The sequence below is a fragment of the Priestia aryabhattai B8W22 genome, from assembly GCF_000956595.1.
Classification (GTDB): Bacteria; Bacillota; Bacilli; order Bacillales; family Bacillaceae_H; genus Priestia; species Priestia aryabhattai.
This window is the reverse complement of record NZ_JYOO01000006.1, coordinates 16,785-34,784: the sequence shown is the minus strand read 5'-3', so window position 1 is coordinate 34,784 and position 18,000 is coordinate 16,785. Positions and strand designations below refer to the sequence as shown.

General features: G+C 32.5%; 18 protein-coding genes and 3 pseudogenes. 15 read left to right on the top strand and 6 right to left on the bottom strand.

The window, feature by feature from the left end; translation table 11 throughout:
- Positions 1 to 82: 82 nt before the first annotated feature.
- A pseudogene (locus tag N178_RS06430) lies at positions 83 to 717 on the bottom strand (YczE/YyaS/YitT family protein).
- Between the two features lie 112 nt (positions 718 to 829).
- On the opposite strand from N178_RS06430, the gene N178_RS06425 reads away from it, so the two are divergent.
- Together N178_RS06425 and paiA are read left to right on the top strand one after the other, a co-directional pair.
- Positions 830 to 1,282, top strand: a complete 453-nt coding sequence (locus N178_RS06425) for a MarR family winged helix-turn-helix transcriptional regulator (RefSeq protein WP_045291349.1) — start codon at positions 830 to 832, stop codon at positions 1,280 to 1,282.
- 19 nt (positions 1,283 to 1,301) lie between these two features.
- Positions 1,302 to 1,825: pseudogene (paiA, locus tag N178_RS06420) on the top strand (spermidine/spermine N(1)-acetyltransferase).
- A gap of 296 nt (positions 1,826 to 2,121) precedes the next feature.
- Here the strand turns inward: paiA and N178_RS06415 are convergent.
- Positions 2,122 to 2,702: pseudogene (locus N178_RS06415) on the bottom strand (DUF2087 domain-containing protein).
- Positions 2,703 to 3,021: 319 nt separating this feature from the next.
- Here N178_RS06415 and N178_RS06410 point away from each other — a divergent pair.
- Complete coding sequence (locus N178_RS06410) at positions 3,022 to 3,690, top strand: type 1 glutamine amidotransferase domain-containing protein (RefSeq protein WP_045291348.1); 669 nt, start codon at positions 3,022 to 3,024, stop codon at positions 3,688 to 3,690.
- Positions 3,691 to 3,813: 123 nt separating this feature from the next.
- Here N178_RS06410 and N178_RS06405 read toward each other — a convergent pair whose 3' ends face one another.
- Positions 3,814 to 4,008: a hypothetical protein gene (locus tag N178_RS06405; protein ID WP_045291347.1), complete on the bottom strand. Its 195-nt coding sequence runs from the start codon at positions 4,006 to 4,008 to the stop codon at positions 3,814 to 3,816.
- Between the two features lie 236 nt (positions 4,009 to 4,244).
- Between N178_RS06405 and N178_RS06400 the strand changes: the two genes are divergently transcribed.
- The 3 genes from N178_RS06400 to N178_RS28015 are packed head-to-tail and all read left to right on the top strand — an operon-like array spanning position 4,245 to position 5,341.
- Positions 4,245 to 4,709 carry a hypothetical protein gene (locus N178_RS06400; RefSeq protein ID WP_045291346.1) on the top strand — a complete coding sequence of 155 codons (465 nt, stop codon included), beginning with the start codon at positions 4,245 to 4,247 and terminating at the stop codon, positions 4,707 to 4,709.
- Positions 4,710 to 4,758: 49 nt separating this feature from the next.
- Entirely contained in the window at positions 4,759 to 5,118 is a 360-nt protein-coding gene (locus N178_RS06395) for a hypothetical protein (RefSeq protein ID WP_045291345.1), read from the top strand.
- Entirely contained in the window at positions 5,087 to 5,341 is a 255-nt protein-coding gene (locus N178_RS28015; RefSeq protein WP_415383366.1) for a DUF6980 family protein, read from the top strand. The genes N178_RS06395 and N178_RS28015 overlap by 32 nt, the downstream gene beginning before the upstream one ends.
- Positions 5,342 to 5,433: 92 nt before the next feature.
- Here N178_RS28015 and N178_RS06385 read toward each other — a convergent pair whose 3' ends face one another.
- Entirely contained in the window at positions 5,434 to 5,826 is a 393-nt protein-coding gene (locus N178_RS06385; protein ID WP_045291343.1) for a bleomycin resistance protein, read from the bottom strand.
- 767 nt (positions 5,827 to 6,593) lie between these two features.
- Here N178_RS06385 and N178_RS06380 point away from each other — a divergent pair.
- From N178_RS06380 to N178_RS06345, 7 genes are all read left to right on the top strand, one after another.
- The gene (locus N178_RS06380; RefSeq protein ID WP_045291341.1) at positions 6,594 to 7,118 is read left to right on the top strand and encodes a hypothetical protein; all 525 of its coding nucleotides are present in this window, start codon (positions 6,594 to 6,596) and stop codon (positions 7,116 to 7,118) included.
- A gap of 543 nt (positions 7,119 to 7,661) precedes the next feature.
- A complete protein-coding gene (locus N178_RS06375) occupies positions 7,662 to 8,258 on the top strand; it encodes a class I SAM-dependent methyltransferase (RefSeq protein WP_045291339.1) in 597 nt (198 codons plus the stop codon).
- A 303-nt stretch (positions 8,259 to 8,561) separates the two neighbouring features.
- Positions 8,562 to 8,777 (top strand): DUF6366 family protein, encoded by a 216-nt coding sequence (locus N178_RS06370; protein WP_045291338.1) that lies wholly within the window; start codon positions 8,562 to 8,564, stop codon positions 8,775 to 8,777.
- A gap of 390 nt (positions 8,778 to 9,167) precedes the next feature.
- A complete protein-coding gene (locus N178_RS06360; RefSeq protein ID WP_045291335.1) occupies positions 9,168 to 9,839 on the top strand; it encodes an HAD family hydrolase in 672 nt (223 codons plus the stop codon).
- A gap of 796 nt (positions 9,840 to 10,635) precedes the next feature.
- Positions 10,636 to 13,149, top strand: a complete 2,514-nt coding sequence (locus tag N178_RS06355) for a PEP/pyruvate-binding domain-containing protein (protein ID WP_045291333.1) — start codon at positions 10,636 to 10,638, stop codon at positions 13,147 to 13,149.
- A gap of 101 nt (positions 13,150 to 13,250) precedes the next feature.
- Entirely contained in the window at positions 13,251 to 13,826 is a 576-nt protein-coding gene (locus tag N178_RS06350) for a TetR/AcrR family transcriptional regulator (RefSeq protein ID WP_237758415.1), read from the top strand.
- Between the two features lie 16 nt (positions 13,827 to 13,842).
- The gene (locus N178_RS06345) at positions 13,843 to 15,189 is read left to right on the top strand and encodes an MFS transporter (RefSeq protein WP_045291329.1); all 1,347 of its coding nucleotides are present in this window, start codon (positions 13,843 to 13,845) and stop codon (positions 15,187 to 15,189) included.
- A 230-nt stretch (positions 15,190 to 15,419) separates the two neighbouring features.
- On the opposite strand, the gene N178_RS27460 is transcribed toward N178_RS06345, so the two are convergent.
- Positions 15,420 to 15,614, bottom strand: a complete 195-nt coding sequence (locus N178_RS27460; protein ID WP_237758414.1) for a hypothetical protein — start codon at positions 15,612 to 15,614, stop codon at positions 15,420 to 15,422.
- A 378-nt stretch (positions 15,615 to 15,992) separates the two neighbouring features.
- On the opposite strand from N178_RS27460, the gene N178_RS06335 reads away from it, so the two are divergent.
- Together N178_RS06335 and N178_RS06330 are read left to right on the top strand one after the other, a co-directional pair.
- Positions 15,993 to 16,430: an NUDIX hydrolase gene (locus N178_RS06335; RefSeq protein WP_045291327.1), complete on the top strand. Its 438-nt coding sequence runs from the start codon at positions 15,993 to 15,995 to the stop codon at positions 16,428 to 16,430.
- Between the two features lie 105 nt (positions 16,431 to 16,535).
- Positions 16,536 to 16,919: a YkvA family protein gene (locus N178_RS06330; protein ID WP_045291325.1), complete on the top strand. Its 384-nt coding sequence runs from the start codon at positions 16,536 to 16,538 to the stop codon at positions 16,917 to 16,919.
- 510 nt (positions 16,920 to 17,429) lie between these two features.
- Here the strand turns inward: N178_RS06330 and N178_RS06320 are convergent.
- Complete coding sequence (locus N178_RS06320; RefSeq protein ID WP_052942376.1) at positions 17,430 to 17,927, bottom strand: DUF2062 domain-containing protein; 498 nt, start codon at positions 17,925 to 17,927, stop codon at positions 17,430 to 17,432.
- Positions 17,928 to 18,000: the final 73 nt, after the last annotated feature.

The window sequence follows — 18,000 nt, the reverse complement described above, 5'->3', positions numbered from 1 at the left end:
GGATCTCTGACTGGAGGTGCGCTTTCTGTTTATTAATGATGACTATATATAAAATTCATGATGTAGACAGAGGCCGTTTCAGTTATGTAATGGAACGCTTATGATTTTGTGAGGTAGGAGATTTTGGTAATATGCAGTCTACTGCTTTTTGAGTAATGGGCATGAAAAAATTAGCAGCACACCTCCTAAACACACGGTTAATAACGTTCCAACACCAATTGGTCCGTTTAAAAGCATCGCAGCTAGTAAGAATGTGAGGTAAATAAATGTTCTTGAGAGAAATAAATTCGTTTTAGCTAGTTTTTGTATGATCAATGTTAAGCGGTCAATCGGAATAGGTGCAAAATTTGTATGTAAATAGGCTGAGGTTCCTACTCCTATAATGATTAAACCGATTCCGAAACAACCTACTTTGCTGTACCAACTTTCGAACGTAATCCAATTCTTTAATAAAAAAAGCCATATATCGATACCAAGACCTGTGATGAATGCTGTTAACAGTCCCAGTATTTCTGGCTTTTGTCTGCTTAAAAGAGAATTACCACAAATTAAAATACAGGCAAGTATGATTTCCCAGCTTCCAACGCTAAGACCTACGTTTAGTGACAGTCCAACTAACAGCGCATCAAAAGGTGAAGCTCCTAGATTAGATTGGATCGTCAAAGCAATTCCAAGAGTTAATAGTAAAATTCCTCCTGCATAAACAACATACTTCATTGTCATCATCCTTTTTTATTAATTTTGTTGCAAATGCAGCTATTTTAAGGTACATTAAACGTATATTATTTTTATTGTATTTGCAACAAAAATATGTGCAAAGGAGATATTTATGAGTGAAATTCTGCGTGAAATTGGAATGATAGCAAGAGCATTGGATTCGATTAGTAATATAGAATTTAAAGAGTACGACCTGACTAAGGGTCAGTATTTGTATTTAGTGCGAATATGTGAAAATCCGGGAATCATTCAAGAAAAGTTAGCTGAAATGATAAAAGTAGATCGAACAACAGCGGCTCGGGCTATAAAAAAGCTTGAAATGAATGGTTTTATTGAGAAGAAAGACGATCTCCACAATAAAAAAAATAAAAACCTTTTTCCTACTGAAAAAGGGAAGAGCGTATATCCGTTTATAAAAAGAGAAAATGATTATTCTGATAAAGTGGCATTAGAGGGTTTTACCCAGGAAGAAGCAGATACCATTCTTAAGCTGGTTCAAAGAGTAAGGAAAAATATCGAAACAGACTGGGAGTTTGTCAAAAAAGGAAATAAGAGAAATTATTGAAGATATAAAGGAGAGGCGTATGTCAGTGATGATGGATATAAAAAAGTGTACTCTTGAAGATGTAAATCACCTTCAAGATATTAGCTATAAAACATTTCATGAGACATTTAAAGATCAGAATTCACAAGAAAATATGACAGCTTATTTAGAAAAAGCATTTACAGTCAAACAGTTAGAAAAAGAACTATCCAATGCATCCTCGCAATTCTTTTTTATGTATGTTAATCATGAAATTGCAGGTTATTTAAAGGTTAATATGGATGACGCTCAGTCTGAAGAGATGGGGGAAGAAGCCCTTGAAATTGAAAGAATCTATATAGGTAACAGCTTTCAAAAACAAGGACTTGGTAAACATTTATTTAATAAAGCAGTAGAGATAGCAACGATATTTAATAAAAAGAAAATTTGGTTAGGCGTATGGGAAAAAATAAAAATGCGATTGATTTTTATAGGAAACAAGGGTTTGTTCAAGCTGGATCTCACTCTTTTTATATGGGAGATGAAGAACAAATAGACTTCATTATGGTTAAAACACTTTTATAGTTTTAAAAAATAAGGATTATTCACTAATTTAACTGGTAGAGGATAATCCTTATTGCATACAGAGGTTTTATACTTTTTTTCAAAGCAGATGCTTTTAGGGCAAGCAGTAAGCAAACTAATATGGCTGCTGTGCCAGCGCACATAGGAGAATGAAATTAATGTCACATGTTTACCAAAACGTTGGCTTTTTTCATTTTGGAAATTACATTTTCACTTTAATTCTATTTGAAATAACACAAACTAATTAGATATATATCGAATTAGAAAGCTTAAAAAAGAACGTTTTTACCTTCATTTTAAAAAATAACGGGCCACATCTCTTTCGGATTTAACTCATATTCTCCATTTTGTCTATACATAAAATGCTGCATAATTAACTCTCTGCGAATCGTTGCATAATCTTCATGATACTTTTTTATATGTTCATTTAATTCTTTTTCTTGATACGTTTTTCCGTGCTGTAAATCACGTATTAAATAGGCTAATATTACGTTCTTTTTCTTTCTTTGACTTGGAATGATCTTTAAACTTCCATCACTATTTATAAAGTTTTTAACAATCGATAATTTGTCTTTATCTTGTAAATGGTTTTCTTGATTTTCCATCGAATCCTCTCCAATACTCAAAATAGCCTTCGAGTTATATTCAAGTCTTTCAAGGTCTAGATAAAAATAAATAATGTTCCCTTGTCTTCTTGGATAAATAATTCCTACATTTCTTAGTTTTGAAATGTGATGAGTAATAGTTGAAGGCTGCAACCCCAGCTTATAAGCAATTGCTTGCCCGTGAAGAGGCCTTTTTTTAATAGTGAAATAATTCTAATCCTGGTAGGATCACCAACGGCTTTATGATAATTGACCAACTTATCTAATTGCATAGCTTACTACCTTCTTTCTCTAATTCGATATACATCTAATTTGATATTAATAGAATTGGATGTATATGTCAAAAAATATTTAAAGTCGAAGAATTGTAACACTGTATATAAAAAAATCTGCCCTGTATAATCTTCAAACTATAAAAAAAGCGCCTATTTCTTCGTATAATTTAACCATTATTTTTACCTGTTCTTTTTATTATTAAGAAGAAGTTACCATGTTTTCATCAAATAATACCGGGGAACATATTCAAAGAGATAAATGAATTATTAATAATACGTGTATGTAAATAATAAATGAAAAAGGAATGAGTAAATCATGGTAGGAAATTCAAAAGTTTTAATGGTTGTTACAAATGGACATACGATGGAAAATGGAGAGCTTGCTGGAATTTGGCTTACAGAATTCTCTGAAGCATATTTAGAATTTAAGAAAGAAGGATACGAAGTAGTCGTAGCAAGTCCAAAAGGCGGAAAATCGCCTGTGGATCCTAACAGCTTAACAGATGATGTAACGGACGAAGACAAAGAAGCAGGAAAGCTTTTAGAGAATACAAAATCATTAGCTGACGTAAGTTCACAAGACTTTGCAGGTATGTTTGTACCTGGCGGACACGGAACAATGTTTGACTTTCCAGACGATACGCACTTACACCGTTTGCTAACAGAATTTGCTGAAGACGACAAGCTGATTGCAGCAGTATGCCACGGACCGGCAGCTCTTGTAGGCGGAAAACTAAAAAACGGTGAACCGATTGTAAAAGGAAAACGTATTACAGCGTTTACTGATGCAGAAGAGAAAGATACAACGCTAGATAAATACATGCCGTTTCTTCTTGAAACAAAACTTCGTGAGCTAGGCGCTGAGTTTATTGCAAAAGACAATTGGAGCGATCATATTGAAGTAGACGGAAAGTTGTTAACAGGGCAAAACCCACAGTCTACAATCAGCTTAGCAAAAGAATTTGTACGTGCTTTAAACGCGTAAAAGTATGTATGATCTAAATGGGGACGTCTCATGGTTGTTTGAGACATCCCCATTTTCTTTAGGGTGAGATAAAAGGGGAATTAAGGAAAACAAAAAGGGGCGGCTATCTAAATAGCTGCCCTTTTATTTATTGGAAGATTTGTTTCTGAAAATGTATGTAGTAATTCCTGTCACAATCATAACAGCTACAATACAAATAACCAGACGCACAATCTGTGTTACAAAGATATTATCTGCAATGCTCATATGTTTCGTTAGAATTAACGTTCCATAAGCAGCTAAAACAGATAAAAACATATTGACGATTCGTTGAGCCATGTTGTTTTTACTCCTTTCGCTTCACTCCTTTACACTTTAACATATGTGTTCGCTGTAAAAAATATCGAATTACAAGTATGTCAGAAAATCGGCACTCTCGTAAAAATTTCCACATGTAAGAAAGTAGCCAATATCATATTAGTTATGACGACTAAACACAGTTCAGAGAAGGAAATGAGCTTTCTTTAGTCGAATTTAACATGCTTATATTCTTTTTTTAGATAGGTGGGAAAAGCTTGTTTGATAAATTGAAAAAGCTATTTATGGATAAACAGGGTCATGAAGCAGATGACAAATACATTTTAGTACCTGAGAATGAAATAAATGAGACTTTAAAAAGAGATATTGTGGGGTTGGAAGAAGTAGGAGAGGCATACTGCAAAAGTCTTCAGCAAAAATATAGAAGTAAATTTGAACGTTATGGTAAGCAGAACTTAAAAATATGGGTGTGCCGGGATATTGATGGCGACCAACTGCCAAATCTAAGTTCGGAGCAGTGTTTAGAAAAAGAATATCGTTCCCAGGTTGGGATAAACTTTGATGGATTTACAGATGAAGAAGATGCATACGTTTATTACATCCAGTTGTGGTATTACTTTGGTGGGTATTTTAAAGGGGCAGGCACTTTGTATGATTTGTCAAAAAATCATTTAGAAGCTGATATTGAAGAAAAGTTAGAAGAATTACTGAACCAATTATAGATTTCTACTTAGCACTGAGTTTATTTGTTAATACACAGGGGGAAGGAATATGAGGGGGAGGCCAGAGTTAGAAATAGAAAGGGAAAAAGTTTATAAAACGAAAAAAAATCCTAACGGAACATTTATAGCGCGAATTATTCAAGTGCCTAAGGAAGAAAATATGTTAGATTTTATGCTGGAAATTAAACACTTAAGGAAAAAGGAACTTACTTATAGAAATCTATTAGTAACGACTGAAAACTGGTATGATTCTTTTCGTCTTGCTAGAGGAGACCTAAAATGGGTATCTTTGTATACAGTAGCGGTATGGGACTGGTTAGGACATAAATTAGTTGAGGTAGCAGCCCCGACCGGTAAGGAAAATTATCGTATTTCAAATGACCACTGCTCAGCATACCGAGAAAAGTAATAATGACGATACAGTAAGGAGAAAACAAATGAAAAAGCATTGCTGCGATTATATGAATTACCATGCGAACTTTACGTGTGATATTCATAGTGATCCATTTGAGTGCCCAGATAATCTGATCTTATTTGATAAAACGAACAAGGAATACAGTTTAATTATCCATGATGGTGGCTCCTCCACTATTGGGATTTCATTTTGTCCATGGTGTGGTGCAAAGCTATGAATTAAGAAATGAAGAGGTATCTTTTGCTCAAGAGATCCTCTTCACTCTTGGAATGGGCGATAAAATCACGAACATAAATCAAAATAGTTCTATTATTGTATTAAATAAGTCTGAGAAAATCTTAGCAAGTAGCCATCTGGGTCTTGAACTATAAATTCTTTCTGAGTAAAGCCACTATAGTTATTTATCATAGTGTCTCTAAAAAGTGAAATATTATGGTTCTTTAAGTTTTGTAAAATAACCTCTATATTTTCTACTTCAATTTGAAAATTAATCCCTCGACCATATGGGTATTCAAGTTCACCAGTTTCCCAATGACCATTACATTGCTCAATCATCATTTGTGCTCCGTTTAATGAAATAAATGCAAATTGGTCTTCTGGACGTTCGTATGTAAGCTCAAACCCAAGCATCTCTAAATAAAATTTTTTTGATTTGTGAATATCTTTTACGGAGAGTTCTGGTATTAACTTATTGAATTTCATGTGATCGCTCCTTTATTTACATGGCTGCTGTTTGTTTTAATAATACCGTATAGATATAACCTGTACACGCCTACTTCTTTGTTATGTAGAAGTAAAGTCAGAATTTCTTTTACGTTGACAAAGGGTTCATATGATATTCATAGTAGTTTAGAGCCATAGTATTATAGATATAAAATACCGAAATGGAGGATTAGGCTTGATCTTACGTTATCTAGCTATGTTATCGGGATTAGGAATTGTTTTATTAAACCTTTTTGATCCTATACATCAAGGGGTTACGCGCTGGTTGATGGTCATCTGCGGTTTATTCATCTTTAGTAGCCATTTAAAATTCATCTTAGATAAGAAATCGAAAACAACGGATACTCAAAAGAAGACCTACTAATAAGAATTTCTTTTGATGTTGTACTGTTGATAATTATGTAAATGAAAAACCTATAGAATATGTAGTAAAGAAATAAAAAAGAAAATTATATGTTATAATAATCATTAATATCCAGATAAAGGAACTTATTATTATGAATCGTAAATTTAATTCTCTATTTATAGTCTATCCTATCGTTTTCTTGGTAGTGCGTACTGTTTTTGCTTTTGTGAAAAATAGCGCTGAGCAATCTGTCTATGAGACGTTAGTTATACTTGCCATGTATTACTTGGCAGTTAGTGTTTACTATTCGATTGACTTGTATATTCAAAAGAAAAATAGTTAATAGATTAGAAGATGCTGAGAGTCAGAGTAAAAACAAACGATATAAAGGAGTCTAACAGTGTGCATTAAGAGCTATTTTTTGTTTATTTTCCCATTCATTTTACTATTATTAGCAAGCTGCGATCCATCTTCTACACCTAAAGAAAAATACTATTCAAGTACCAAAGCCACCAATCTTGAATTAGAAAACGTTCAATCAGTATCAATAGGAAGTTCTAAATATGACGTAGCAAGTTGTTTGAGGAAGAAACCAAAATTTATAGAGGTTACTGAGCAGCCTCCGTATACTACCTACATTTACGGAAAAAGTACAGAAACGTATGATGTTGAATTTAAAATTGTAGATAATAAAGTCAGTAGCTATGACTTACTTAGCAGCAAGTATGGTACGGAAAAGGGAATACATACTAGTGACAGCAAAAAAGATGTTATTAGGGCGTATGGAAAAAAATATTACGAAAGAGAAGATACCGGAGCAACAATAATAGGGTATTTTGATAAAAATCATAAACTCAATATTGAGTTTTCTTTAGATGACAAGGATGAAGTTGGAGGCATTTTGGTTCAAAAAATAAATAATTAAGATGAGTAATAGTCATTTTTGCTGCAGCTTTTAATATGTACTCATTTATGTAAATTGGGTATGTTTGAGCTATAAATCTAAAACAAATAAACAGAAAGGGTCTTTTTCTATTGAGTACGTTTACTAAAGTAGTACCGTCAACTTTTATACTGCTCTATATAGTATTTTTCTTTTTAGATATTTCTTATCATTATGGTGTTCCTTATTCATATAGCTTTTTTCTTTTTTTATTTTTGTCGTTAATATCTCTAGTTTTATGTTTAATAATATGGTTTAAGGACAGGGAACGTCTTTTTCTATTTTTGGCTGTAGTTTCAATCCTCCAACTTACGTTTACTGTCTTTATTTATCTTTTGCCAGAAGCAGGAACTAAGCCATTAATTTATGAAAAAGTAATCACAAAAGAAGATGTTTTACATAAATAAGCTTACATAAAAAATTTTTTAAAAAAGATAGTATCATCTTAATTTTTTTATTTTGGGCTATAATGAGTCTTATATAGCTTTAACGTTTCATAAATAGAACTAAGAAAGTGAGAAGAACATGGAAAATAGTGTTTTTGAAAAGATTGCAAAAAGATATGATTCAGAAGAACGAATTGAATTGGCTAAAATTATCGTGAAGGAAGTCAGGAAAGAATTATCCAAAAATGAATCAAAATCTTTAATAGACTATGGGAGCGGTACAGGCTTAGTTAGCTTAGAATTATCGGATGTAGTTGACTCTATTTTGTTGGTTGATTCATCTGAACAAATGTTGGAAGTGGCGAAAGCTAAGATTTCTCACAAAGGACTTACGAATTCCAAAATACTTTGTTCAGATTTCACTCAAGAAACTCCTGAAATTAAGGCAGATATAATTTTAATGTCATTAGTCCTTCTTCATGTCCCAGATACTAAAAAAATCTTAAAGGAATTATTTAATATTTTAAATGATAACGGAAAGCTGATTATTGTTGATTTTGATAAAAACCATAGTGTCAATCATCCGAAAGTTCACAACGGCTTTGCACATAACGAACTGACAAAAATATTAGATGAAATTGGGTTTAAATCAATAAGAATAAAGACCTTCCATCATGGTCATAAGATTTTTATGAATCAAGATGCTTCTATGTTTATGTCTAGCAGTATAAAGTGAGTCTTCAATATAGGCGTCTATAATTTCAGAGAATTTATGATTGGATGAAAGGCTTAACAATTTAGAGAATAAAAGCATTTTTAGAATTACGTTGTTTATAATAAAAGTTCCATTAGAGCTAATGTATGTACTAGTTCAATAAACCCTAAAAAGGATCTTCCACTGAAGGTTCTTTTTTACTTTTATTTAACACTTAATATGTTAAATAAAAGCTTATATCATATATAAGAATAAAATTAGTATGGTTTTTATTACTATTTTAACCATAATATGTTATATTATTTTAAAAATGGTGGTGTGAAAATGAGCGAAAATAACGAAGCACCTGAAAGAAGAAGAGAGAGGCTAAAACAAGAAGAAATAAAAAGAAATCCAGCGGGAAATGTTAATGATGCATTTAATAGAAGTGAAGCCGGAAACCTATCTGGTTTAGCAGGTAGGTTAAGTTGGAAGGGTCTAGGTGTACTTATTGCTGTAATAATTATAGGTTTTATTGTTGCGTCCCTATTCTTAAAATAATATGAGGTTTATAAATTAAGAGTAATGGAGGAGTCATTTTGAAAAGATATGTAGTGTTTATTGGCAGTTTTATAGTGTTACTGTTTGCTTTTCAAACTGTTTCTGGACTATTTCTTACACTTACATATGTACCTGATCTTTCACAGCCTTTGAGTAACTCAACGGTCAGTGTTTTTTCTTTTAATTATCCATTTTTAAGTTCGATTATAGCGGCTACCTTTTCATTTATTATTTCAAACAAAGTATGTAAAGTTAAAAAGAGCACCTATAAATGATTAGGTGCTTTTTTGTGCTAAGAACATGCATTATGGTTTTTAATAACTGTAGTTTCCTTTTTATGGTATTATATATAAATACATATTTAATACTGCCGAAAGAGAGAGATACTTAATGTTGCAATCACTAATCTTTGATATGGATGGAACGTTGTTTCAAACAGATAAAATTTTAGAGTTATCACTTGATGATACCTTTAACCATTTGCGTACACTTAACCAATGGGACGCTAGTACTCCTATTGATAAGTATCGTGAAATTATGGGTGTACCTTTACCCAAAGTATGGGAAGCTTTATTACCTACTCATTCGTATGAAATCAGAAAGTATACGGATGACTATTTTTTGAAAAGCTTAGTTGCAAACATAAAAAAAGGGAAAGGTGCTTTATATCCCAATGTAAAAGAGGTCTTTAGCTATTTAAAAGAAAATAATTGTTCCATTTACATAGCAAGTAACGGTTTAAAAGAGTATTTAGAAGCAATTGTAGATCATTACGATTTGAATAATTGGGTGACAGAAACATTTAGTATTCAACAAATCCAAACCCTCGATAAAGGAGAGTTAGTCAAAACGATTATAAAAAAATATGATATCAAATACGCTGCAGTAGTAGGAGACCGCCTATCTGATATCAATGCTGCAAAGGATAATGATTTAATGGCAGTGGGGTGTAATTTTGATTTTGCTCAAGAAGCTGAGCTTGCACAAGCGGATGTGGTAATAGATGATTTGAAGGAGTTAAAAACTATTGTATCTAACATAAATAGTAGCTTGTCAATCTAATAGACCGATCTTTGGACATAACCATTATAGATGGTTAATGTCTCAATTTTATTAAGAAAATAAATTTTTTATATGCTATGTAAAAGGATAAGTCTTTAAAGGCCTATCCTTTTAATTTACCTTACAGTATTAGAATCCACTTGATTTTGAATCTTCACTGCAATTTTTGCTTCGTCAATGAATTCACATATATAGAGATCTCAATCTATTGAAGCTGAAACATAACTAATGAGTGGCTCCCCTACAACTCTCCAATGTTTACATAATCTTTTCTTGTCATTAATAAAGGATTTACAATACTGAGCTATGCTTAGGTTAAGATTTCCAAAATAGTTTTATATTAAAAATAATTCTATGAGAAAGGAGATTTTTAATCATGACTTCGCATATGACTCGTAAATCTGATAGTGCTCACTTATATATTAGAGGATATAAAATAAAATTGACACTCAGCCAGTGGAAGCTTGTAAGCACTCCGAGATAATGGTTAACACAACTATAAAAGAGGAAAACCTCCATCTTAATTTAGATGGGGTTTTTTGCATTTCTTTTATTAACCTTTTAATTAGTTAACTATTTAGACTTTATAATAAAAAAGACTAATGAAAGTAAAAAAATGGAATAAAAAAGAGGAATATTATTTAAGTAAAATTAAAATAAAGCACAACTAAATATGCATTTTTTTAATGTTTTACCACTTTTTATTGACCATAAAAATTTAAAAGAATTAAAATAAATATAAAGTAAGTAGTTACTTACATTTTAAAATAGTTTTGTGGGAGGATGAATATTTTTAATGTATAGTTTAAGTTTTCAGAAGGTCGACGAGGCGAATGAAAGAGTTGGAGCAAAAGCTTTAAACCTTATAAAAATGAAAAAAGAAAATTTACCGATTCCAGATGGCTTTGTTATTCAAACCGAAGCTTTAAAGCGATATATCGAATGGAATGGGATTGATCGTCACACGGATAATATACACGAGAGAATTTTGCACGGGGAAATTCCGATGGAAATTGAAACAGATCTAATAGAGGCCTTTCAAACCTTAAAAAGCTCTTATACGTCAGTAGCTGTTCGTTCCTCATCCAGTGCTGAAGATTTAGAGGGTGCATCTTTTGCTGGCCAGTATGAAACCTATCTTAATGTGAAAAGTATAGAGGATTTTTTGAGTAAAGTGAAAGCGTGCTGGGCCTCATTTTTCACTGAAAGAGTCGAACAATATACTCAAAATATGTATGCTGATTTTGATAAAATTTCAATGGCAGTTGTTGTTCAAGGATTAATTGAGTCCGAAGTATCGGGAGTCATCTTCAGCCAAAACCCCGTTACTCATAATACAAAAGAAATGATGATTAATGCCAGCTATGGACTAGGAGAAGCAATCGTATCAGGCTTAGTAACACCTGATGTTTACCTGATTAATAAACAAACCTTTGAGATAGAGAAAGAAAAAGGGCTAAAGGAAGTAAAAATAATTCCACTTGATGAAGGTGTTGAAGAAATCGAAACAACGGAAGATGAGCAGCAAAAATTTTGTTTAACAAACGAAAAAATCATTGAGCTAGCGGAAATAACAAAAGAGGTAGAAGCTCTTTATCAACACCCTGTAGACATAGAGTTTGGTATTCAATATGATCAAGTATATCTATTGCAGGCAAGAGCGATTACAACATTAGCAGAAGATAATAAATTAACTTCTTTCCAAAAAGATATATCTTTAAGTTTCGAGGATATGGAAGAGTTTTGGATTTTAAATGACACAAGTTTTTCTCATGCTGTTAGTCCTTTGTACGCTTCATTTATTATTCCAGCATTTTCTGAAGGAACAGCTGCTAGTTTTCAAAAGTTAAACTTTATATTTAATAGGCTTAATTTAAAAGTGTATAAAGGACATATCTATACAAGAACGGAGCCTTTTAAAGGAGATTCTGATAAGAGAAGCCAAAAACATAAAGAATTAATGGAAAGTATTTATCCGATCTTAACAAAACGAATGAATCAAATTATTAAGGAACAATTTTTATCTTACTATGACAAATTAGATAGCTTTACCCGGGAAAATTTCAACCTTCAGAGAGGAAAAGAGATTCTTCAAAATCTAGCTGATTTTTATAAAACGGCATATGATTTGCATTTTGACATTGTTATACCTCAAATGTCTCTAAATACTACAGTTGAAGAATCCTATAAAAACCTTACAAATAAAAAATCTGGACATGATGTTTATGAGCTATTGACCGGAAAAATGAACAAATCGTTGGAAACGGATCAACAGCTTTCTAGACTTGCTTTAACAGTGAAAAGAGATAGTGAACTTACTGAAATCTTTCAAGAAGAATGCACAGAAACTTTATTAAAGAAATTAGAGGGAAATAAAGCAGCAAAAAGCTTTATGGCTGAAGTAGATACTTTTCTAAAACAGTATGGATACCGAAACGTTGTAAGTCACGATTTCGTAGGAGAAACTTGGCTAGAGAATCCTCTTCACGCATTATCCATTATTCAAGGATATGTTAATGACGGTTACAACTTTGATGAGAATTTTAAACAGACGGTCAAGAAACGTGAACAGAACTACAATGAACTCCTCGAACAGATAGCGGATAGCAAACATAAAGAAGAGTTTAAAAAATATTATCAGTGGGCATTAGATGCATCCGTTATAAGAGATGACCATCATTTTTATATCGATGCAATGTTGGATGCAAAAGCTCGTTTATTCCTACTCAAGCTAGGTGATTTACTAGTTAATTATCATGTTTTTCTAGTGAAAGAAGATATTTTCTTTTTATATCTTGATGAGCTAGAGTCTCTTTTAGAAAATCCAGTAGATGTGACAAAATTAATCGAGAAACGTAAAAAAGAACACGCAGAACATGAGCAAATGCCTAACTTGCCTAGATACTTCGGCGTCCCTGAACCAGCTCAGCTGAAAGAAGCTGAGAAATATATGGGAGCTATTGAGGAAAATGACGCTAACAGCGAACATTCTATTAAAGGGTTAGCCTCTTCCTCGGGAACATATACCGGAAAAGTAAAAGTTATTTCAAATACGAAGGAATTTTCCAAGCTGGAAAAAGGTGATGTTTTGGTATGTAAGACCACTACTCCACTTTGGACTACTTTATTTCAGACTGCGGGGGCTGTTATTACTGACGCTGGGGGTATCCTTTCTCATTCCGCAATAATTGCACGTGAATATGAAATTCCTGCAGTAGTTGGTACGAAAATAAGTACGGATAAGCTAAAGGATGGCGATATGGTTATGGTCGATGGTACGAATGGAATTGTCACGCTTTTAAATGAATAAATAGTTCTCTTCGCTTCCATTTGACAACAGCTCTTTTTCCTTTATATACTGCCTAATGGAAAGTAAATACTTACATTCAGGAAGCATAAAGGATGATTAACATGAAAAAAGATGAAACAAAAAAGAAGATAACAAAAGCTACAATAGAACTGCTTAAAGAAAAGGGCTATAAAGGTACTACTACTAGAGAAATTGCAGAACAAGCTGGCGTGAATGAATTGACTGTTTTTCGCCACTTTGGCAATAAAGAAGGCATTATTCAAGCTATTGTCAAAACAACAAGCTTTTCACTTGAGATCTTTGATAAATCAATTGAATGGGAGCTTGAAAAAGATTTGACGAATTTCGGTTACCTGTTACTAAAAGACTTTGATAATAACCGAGATATGATTTCAATTGCTTTAAAAGACCCTTTAATTTTCTCACAGGCGCACGAAGAAATTATAAAAAAAATTAATGATACGAAAAAAATACTAAAAGAATACTTTGAAGAAATGCAAGAGAAAGGATATATCAAAGAATTAGATTGCTGCACACAAGCAGAGATTTTCCTAAGTACGTATTGGGGATATTTTATGTATAAACTGAATTTTGGAGACAAAGCCTTACATGCAGATTATCAAGATATGATCAAAAACAGTATAAACACGTTTATAAAAGGAATTTCTCTCCACTAAAAGGAGGCAATAATGTTTGGGTAAACATAAAGAGCTTATCTTGGTTATTTCATTACTAATTGGGACATTTCTTGTACCAATTAATTCGACCATGATTGCCGTTGCTCTATCAACCATATCAGCTCATTTTAATGAACCACTTGCAAATATTTCGTGGGTAGTAACTATTTATTTAATTGTAATGGCTGTTACTCAGCCTATCGCTGGAAAGCTAGGAGATTTGTACGGAAACAGAAATATCTATTTATGGGGCGTAGTGTTCTTTCTAATAGCATCTTTAGGCTGTATATTTTCAACTAATCTCATTTCCCTTATTATCTTTCGATCACTGCAGGCAGTAGGAGGAGCTTTACTTACTCCAAACACTATAGCAATCATTAGATATGTTGTACCAAAAGAACGGCTTCCTAAAGTTTTAGGTATATTTGGAATGGGGATGGGTTTGGGTGCTGCAATTGGACCTTTATTAGGGTCTGTCCTGCTGGAAAACTTCAATTTGGAAGCTATATTCTGGATCAACGTTCCTTTTCTTTTCTTAGCTTTAATCAGTGGAATAGTTATGATTCCTAAATTTAATGTTAAAAAGCAAACAAGTACTTTAGATATTCAAGGTTCTATCTATTTAGCGATTAGCATTTCTTTATTAATCTTGTTGACACACGGTATGGAATTTACCAATGCTTTAATAATGGGAATAATATTTATTCTATCTACAATTTTGTTTATCAAAAGAGAAAATACGGCAGAAAACCCGATTATCGATTTTTCTTTATTTAAAAATTCCACTTTTACAAGCGCTAATTTATCTATTATGCTTAGCAATTTTGTTATGTATGTAATTTTATTAATTATGCCGCTGTTAATGAAGTCTCAATTTCATTTATCTACAGCGCAAACGGGTATTGTTTTATCGGTTTTTTCGATTTCAATGTCTGTAAGCGGTTGGATAGGAGGAGTATTAAACAATAAGTTTAGCTCTAAAAAAGTGATCGGATTTTCTTTTGCTATGATCATTGTCTCTACTATTCTTTTTCTATCTTTAGAGAACGTTGGATCTATTCTTTTTCTTATAGTGGCTTTAATTATTGGAGGTTTTTCGACCGGAATAGGTTTAACAAGCATGCAGGTTGCCTCGCTAGACTCGGTAAGCAAAGAGCAATCTGGTACAGCCTCCGGCATTTATTCAACGTTTCGTTATTTCGGAAGTATTATTTCGTCCACGCTTATCGCTCTTGTTACAAGTTATAACTACATCTTCATTATTTTAGGGATATCGGGGATAGTAGGTATACTAGTAGCTAGAAGCATTAAATCTAGTAGCCAAGATGTAATAAGCAGCAATAATTCCAGTGCAAAAGCATAGTTGTTTTTTGATAAAGCTGTTGGTTATATATACGATTTACTAATTAGTCTATCAAGATAAGTAATGCTTCTGAAATAGGGGCATTACTTATTTTTCGACTAAATTTCTGTGAATTGCTTTTTAAAATGGTAGTATTTAGCTGAAAAGATATACAGATAAAAAGTTCAATCACAATGAGAGAAGGGTTAATCTCATTTGTCATTACAAATATATTTATAGTAGCACTAGAGCTAAAAAGCGCGGGCTAGGTTGAAAGATAAAACCTTTTGCTTATAAGAAAGGCGGGGAGAAATGGCAATAGGAATCGCATTAACTGTTTTAGTAGTAGGTCTTTCTTTACTTCTTATTATCTCACTTACTGATATGATGATTATAGATATAATAGATCCTATAAAAATAGCAAAATTCACTACTCCAATTCCCATACCAGTTAATCCTCCGTAAAATTAGCTTATGCTAACAACACCTAGACTAATCATTTCTGCAGTTAAAGGTATTGTATATTTTAAAGAAGATGTTGTTCTGCCCAGTTTGTATGAAAGTAAAAGTAAGCAAGTAACTGTAGTTATAACAATCAAGTGCATTATAGCCATTTTTAACCCCCTTGAGCTGTATGATGTGAATTTTACTGTTAATTCACCTATAAATAAACAGTTTTTTGAATCTAGAAACAACGATTGGGAATAAATTACAGATTGTCTATCTCATAGATTTTAAAAGCGAGTTTAGATCAACCCAACATATGTATGTATAATTTACCAAAGAAGTTTTCCAATTAGTAGCTGTTAAAGGAGGAAGGGAACGTGAAGAATAAGACCACTATAACAAAAGTTATGGCTTACATAACTAGATTCAATGAGCCCTATACAGAGTTACTAGTTTGCGAACACAAAGATTATCCAGAAGCAGGAGTTCAAGTTCCAGCCGGTACTGTAGAAGAAGGAGAAACAATTGAAGAAGCTTTATATAGAGAGGTCGAAGAAGAGTCTGGGTTAATGGAGTTTTTATCGGTAACAAAATTGAAAAAATATGTTTATCATCATGAAGGTAAAAATCAGTATCATGAACGACATGTTTTTCATTTAGAAGTTCAAGAAGAAACGGCAGAACGGTGGGAATATAAGGTGAATTCTGAAGGAGAAGATGCAGGATTAATCTTTTTCTATTATTGGGTTCCTGTTGGAGCTGTTCCAAAACTAGCTGCAAATCAAGATGATTGCATTAATCAGTTATTTTTATAGTTCTAAATTTATTAATAAGAGAAATGTGTAGATATCAAAGGGAATAAAAGTAATTTTTATATGGCATCAAACCGTCCAGATATATAGCAAAGGAGAATAGGAAACATGCTTAATCAATTAAAGCTGTGGGCTAAAAAGTTAAAAAAGCAGCTATTTATCTTATACTTAGCTTATAAAGATGAACGAGTATCCTGGTATACCAAAGTATTTACTGCTTGTGTGGTTGCATATGCCTTCAGTCCAATCGATTTAATTCCTGATTTTATACCGGTTTTAGGCTATATTGACGATATAATCATTGTTCCTTTAGGAATTATGCTTGCTTTGAAGATGCTTCCTAAAAATGTAATAGAGGACTGCACAATAAAAGCAGAGGAGCTCATTCAAAATGAAAAACCTAAAAATTGGGTTGCGGGTTCAATTATTATCATAGTGTGGCTGCTTATTTTTATGTGGAGCTGTTTTATTGTTTTTAAGTTCTTAAACTGAATGTACTCTTATAAAGAAAAAAAGATATATATAAGGAAGCTAAACAATCTCTAGAGAGTTTATTGAGTAGTAGGTCAAATGCTTGGAATGGGGCTTGTAGTAAAGGATTTTATCGGGAGAATCAACTGGAGAAGTATACTTGCATACAATCCTGTAGAATACTTTGCATTAATCCTAGCAGCTAGCGGGGTCAGCATCTCTTTGATACTAGGTATACAAAGTTTGTATCGATGGATCATTGATCAAAGAAATCGAAAGAAATGGGTGAAACAGACTGTATTATCTTCAACAAAGGAGTGAAAGCAGATCCTTATTTCCTCCATATGCATCTTAAAGCAAAAACAAAGGTTGTATCTTAGCCCATGGTTGGTAACCTCAGGTATCAATTATGGGCTAATTTATCTCTATGCCTTTTGAAGAAATGTTCAGGTTAATGGTTATATTTTTATATAAATTATATTGATTTACAAGTAGAAATAAAGGTTGAAATTAAACTAATAATCCATTTGTTTAGTACGTTTTTTTTACTATCCATTTTTTAGAGATGTAGTGTAAGAGAAAGCCTCTGTACTGATTTATAATATAGTAGCTAGCAATATAGAGTATACTTCCAAATAAGAAGCTATTAAGAATCATACCTGTTAAAAAATTCTTTCCTATTTTTGCTCCTAGTTCTAGTCGATTATCTAAATCTCCATCTGTATTCTGAAGTAAAGTTTGATCAAGATCGATTGGGAATATATATCCTCCAACTACTGTATTCAAGTAAAACATAAACGGAAAGGCCCACATAAAAAACATTCCACCAATAAGTCCTGCTATGCTGTTTCCTTTACATAATTTAGCTAAACCTACGGATATTATAAGGCCAAATCCAAAGGTAGGAACAAAGTTCACAACAGAACCTAGACTAAAACCTAGCGCAACTTTATGTGAATGATCTTTTAATCGTAATAGTTTAATAAGTAAGTATTTAAACCGGCGCTTCAAAACCACTATTTTGCTCACATTATTCCTCCTATCTCTTTACGCTTGTATCCTATTTTTTCTTTTTATGGTTACAACCATAAAAAGGTGCTTT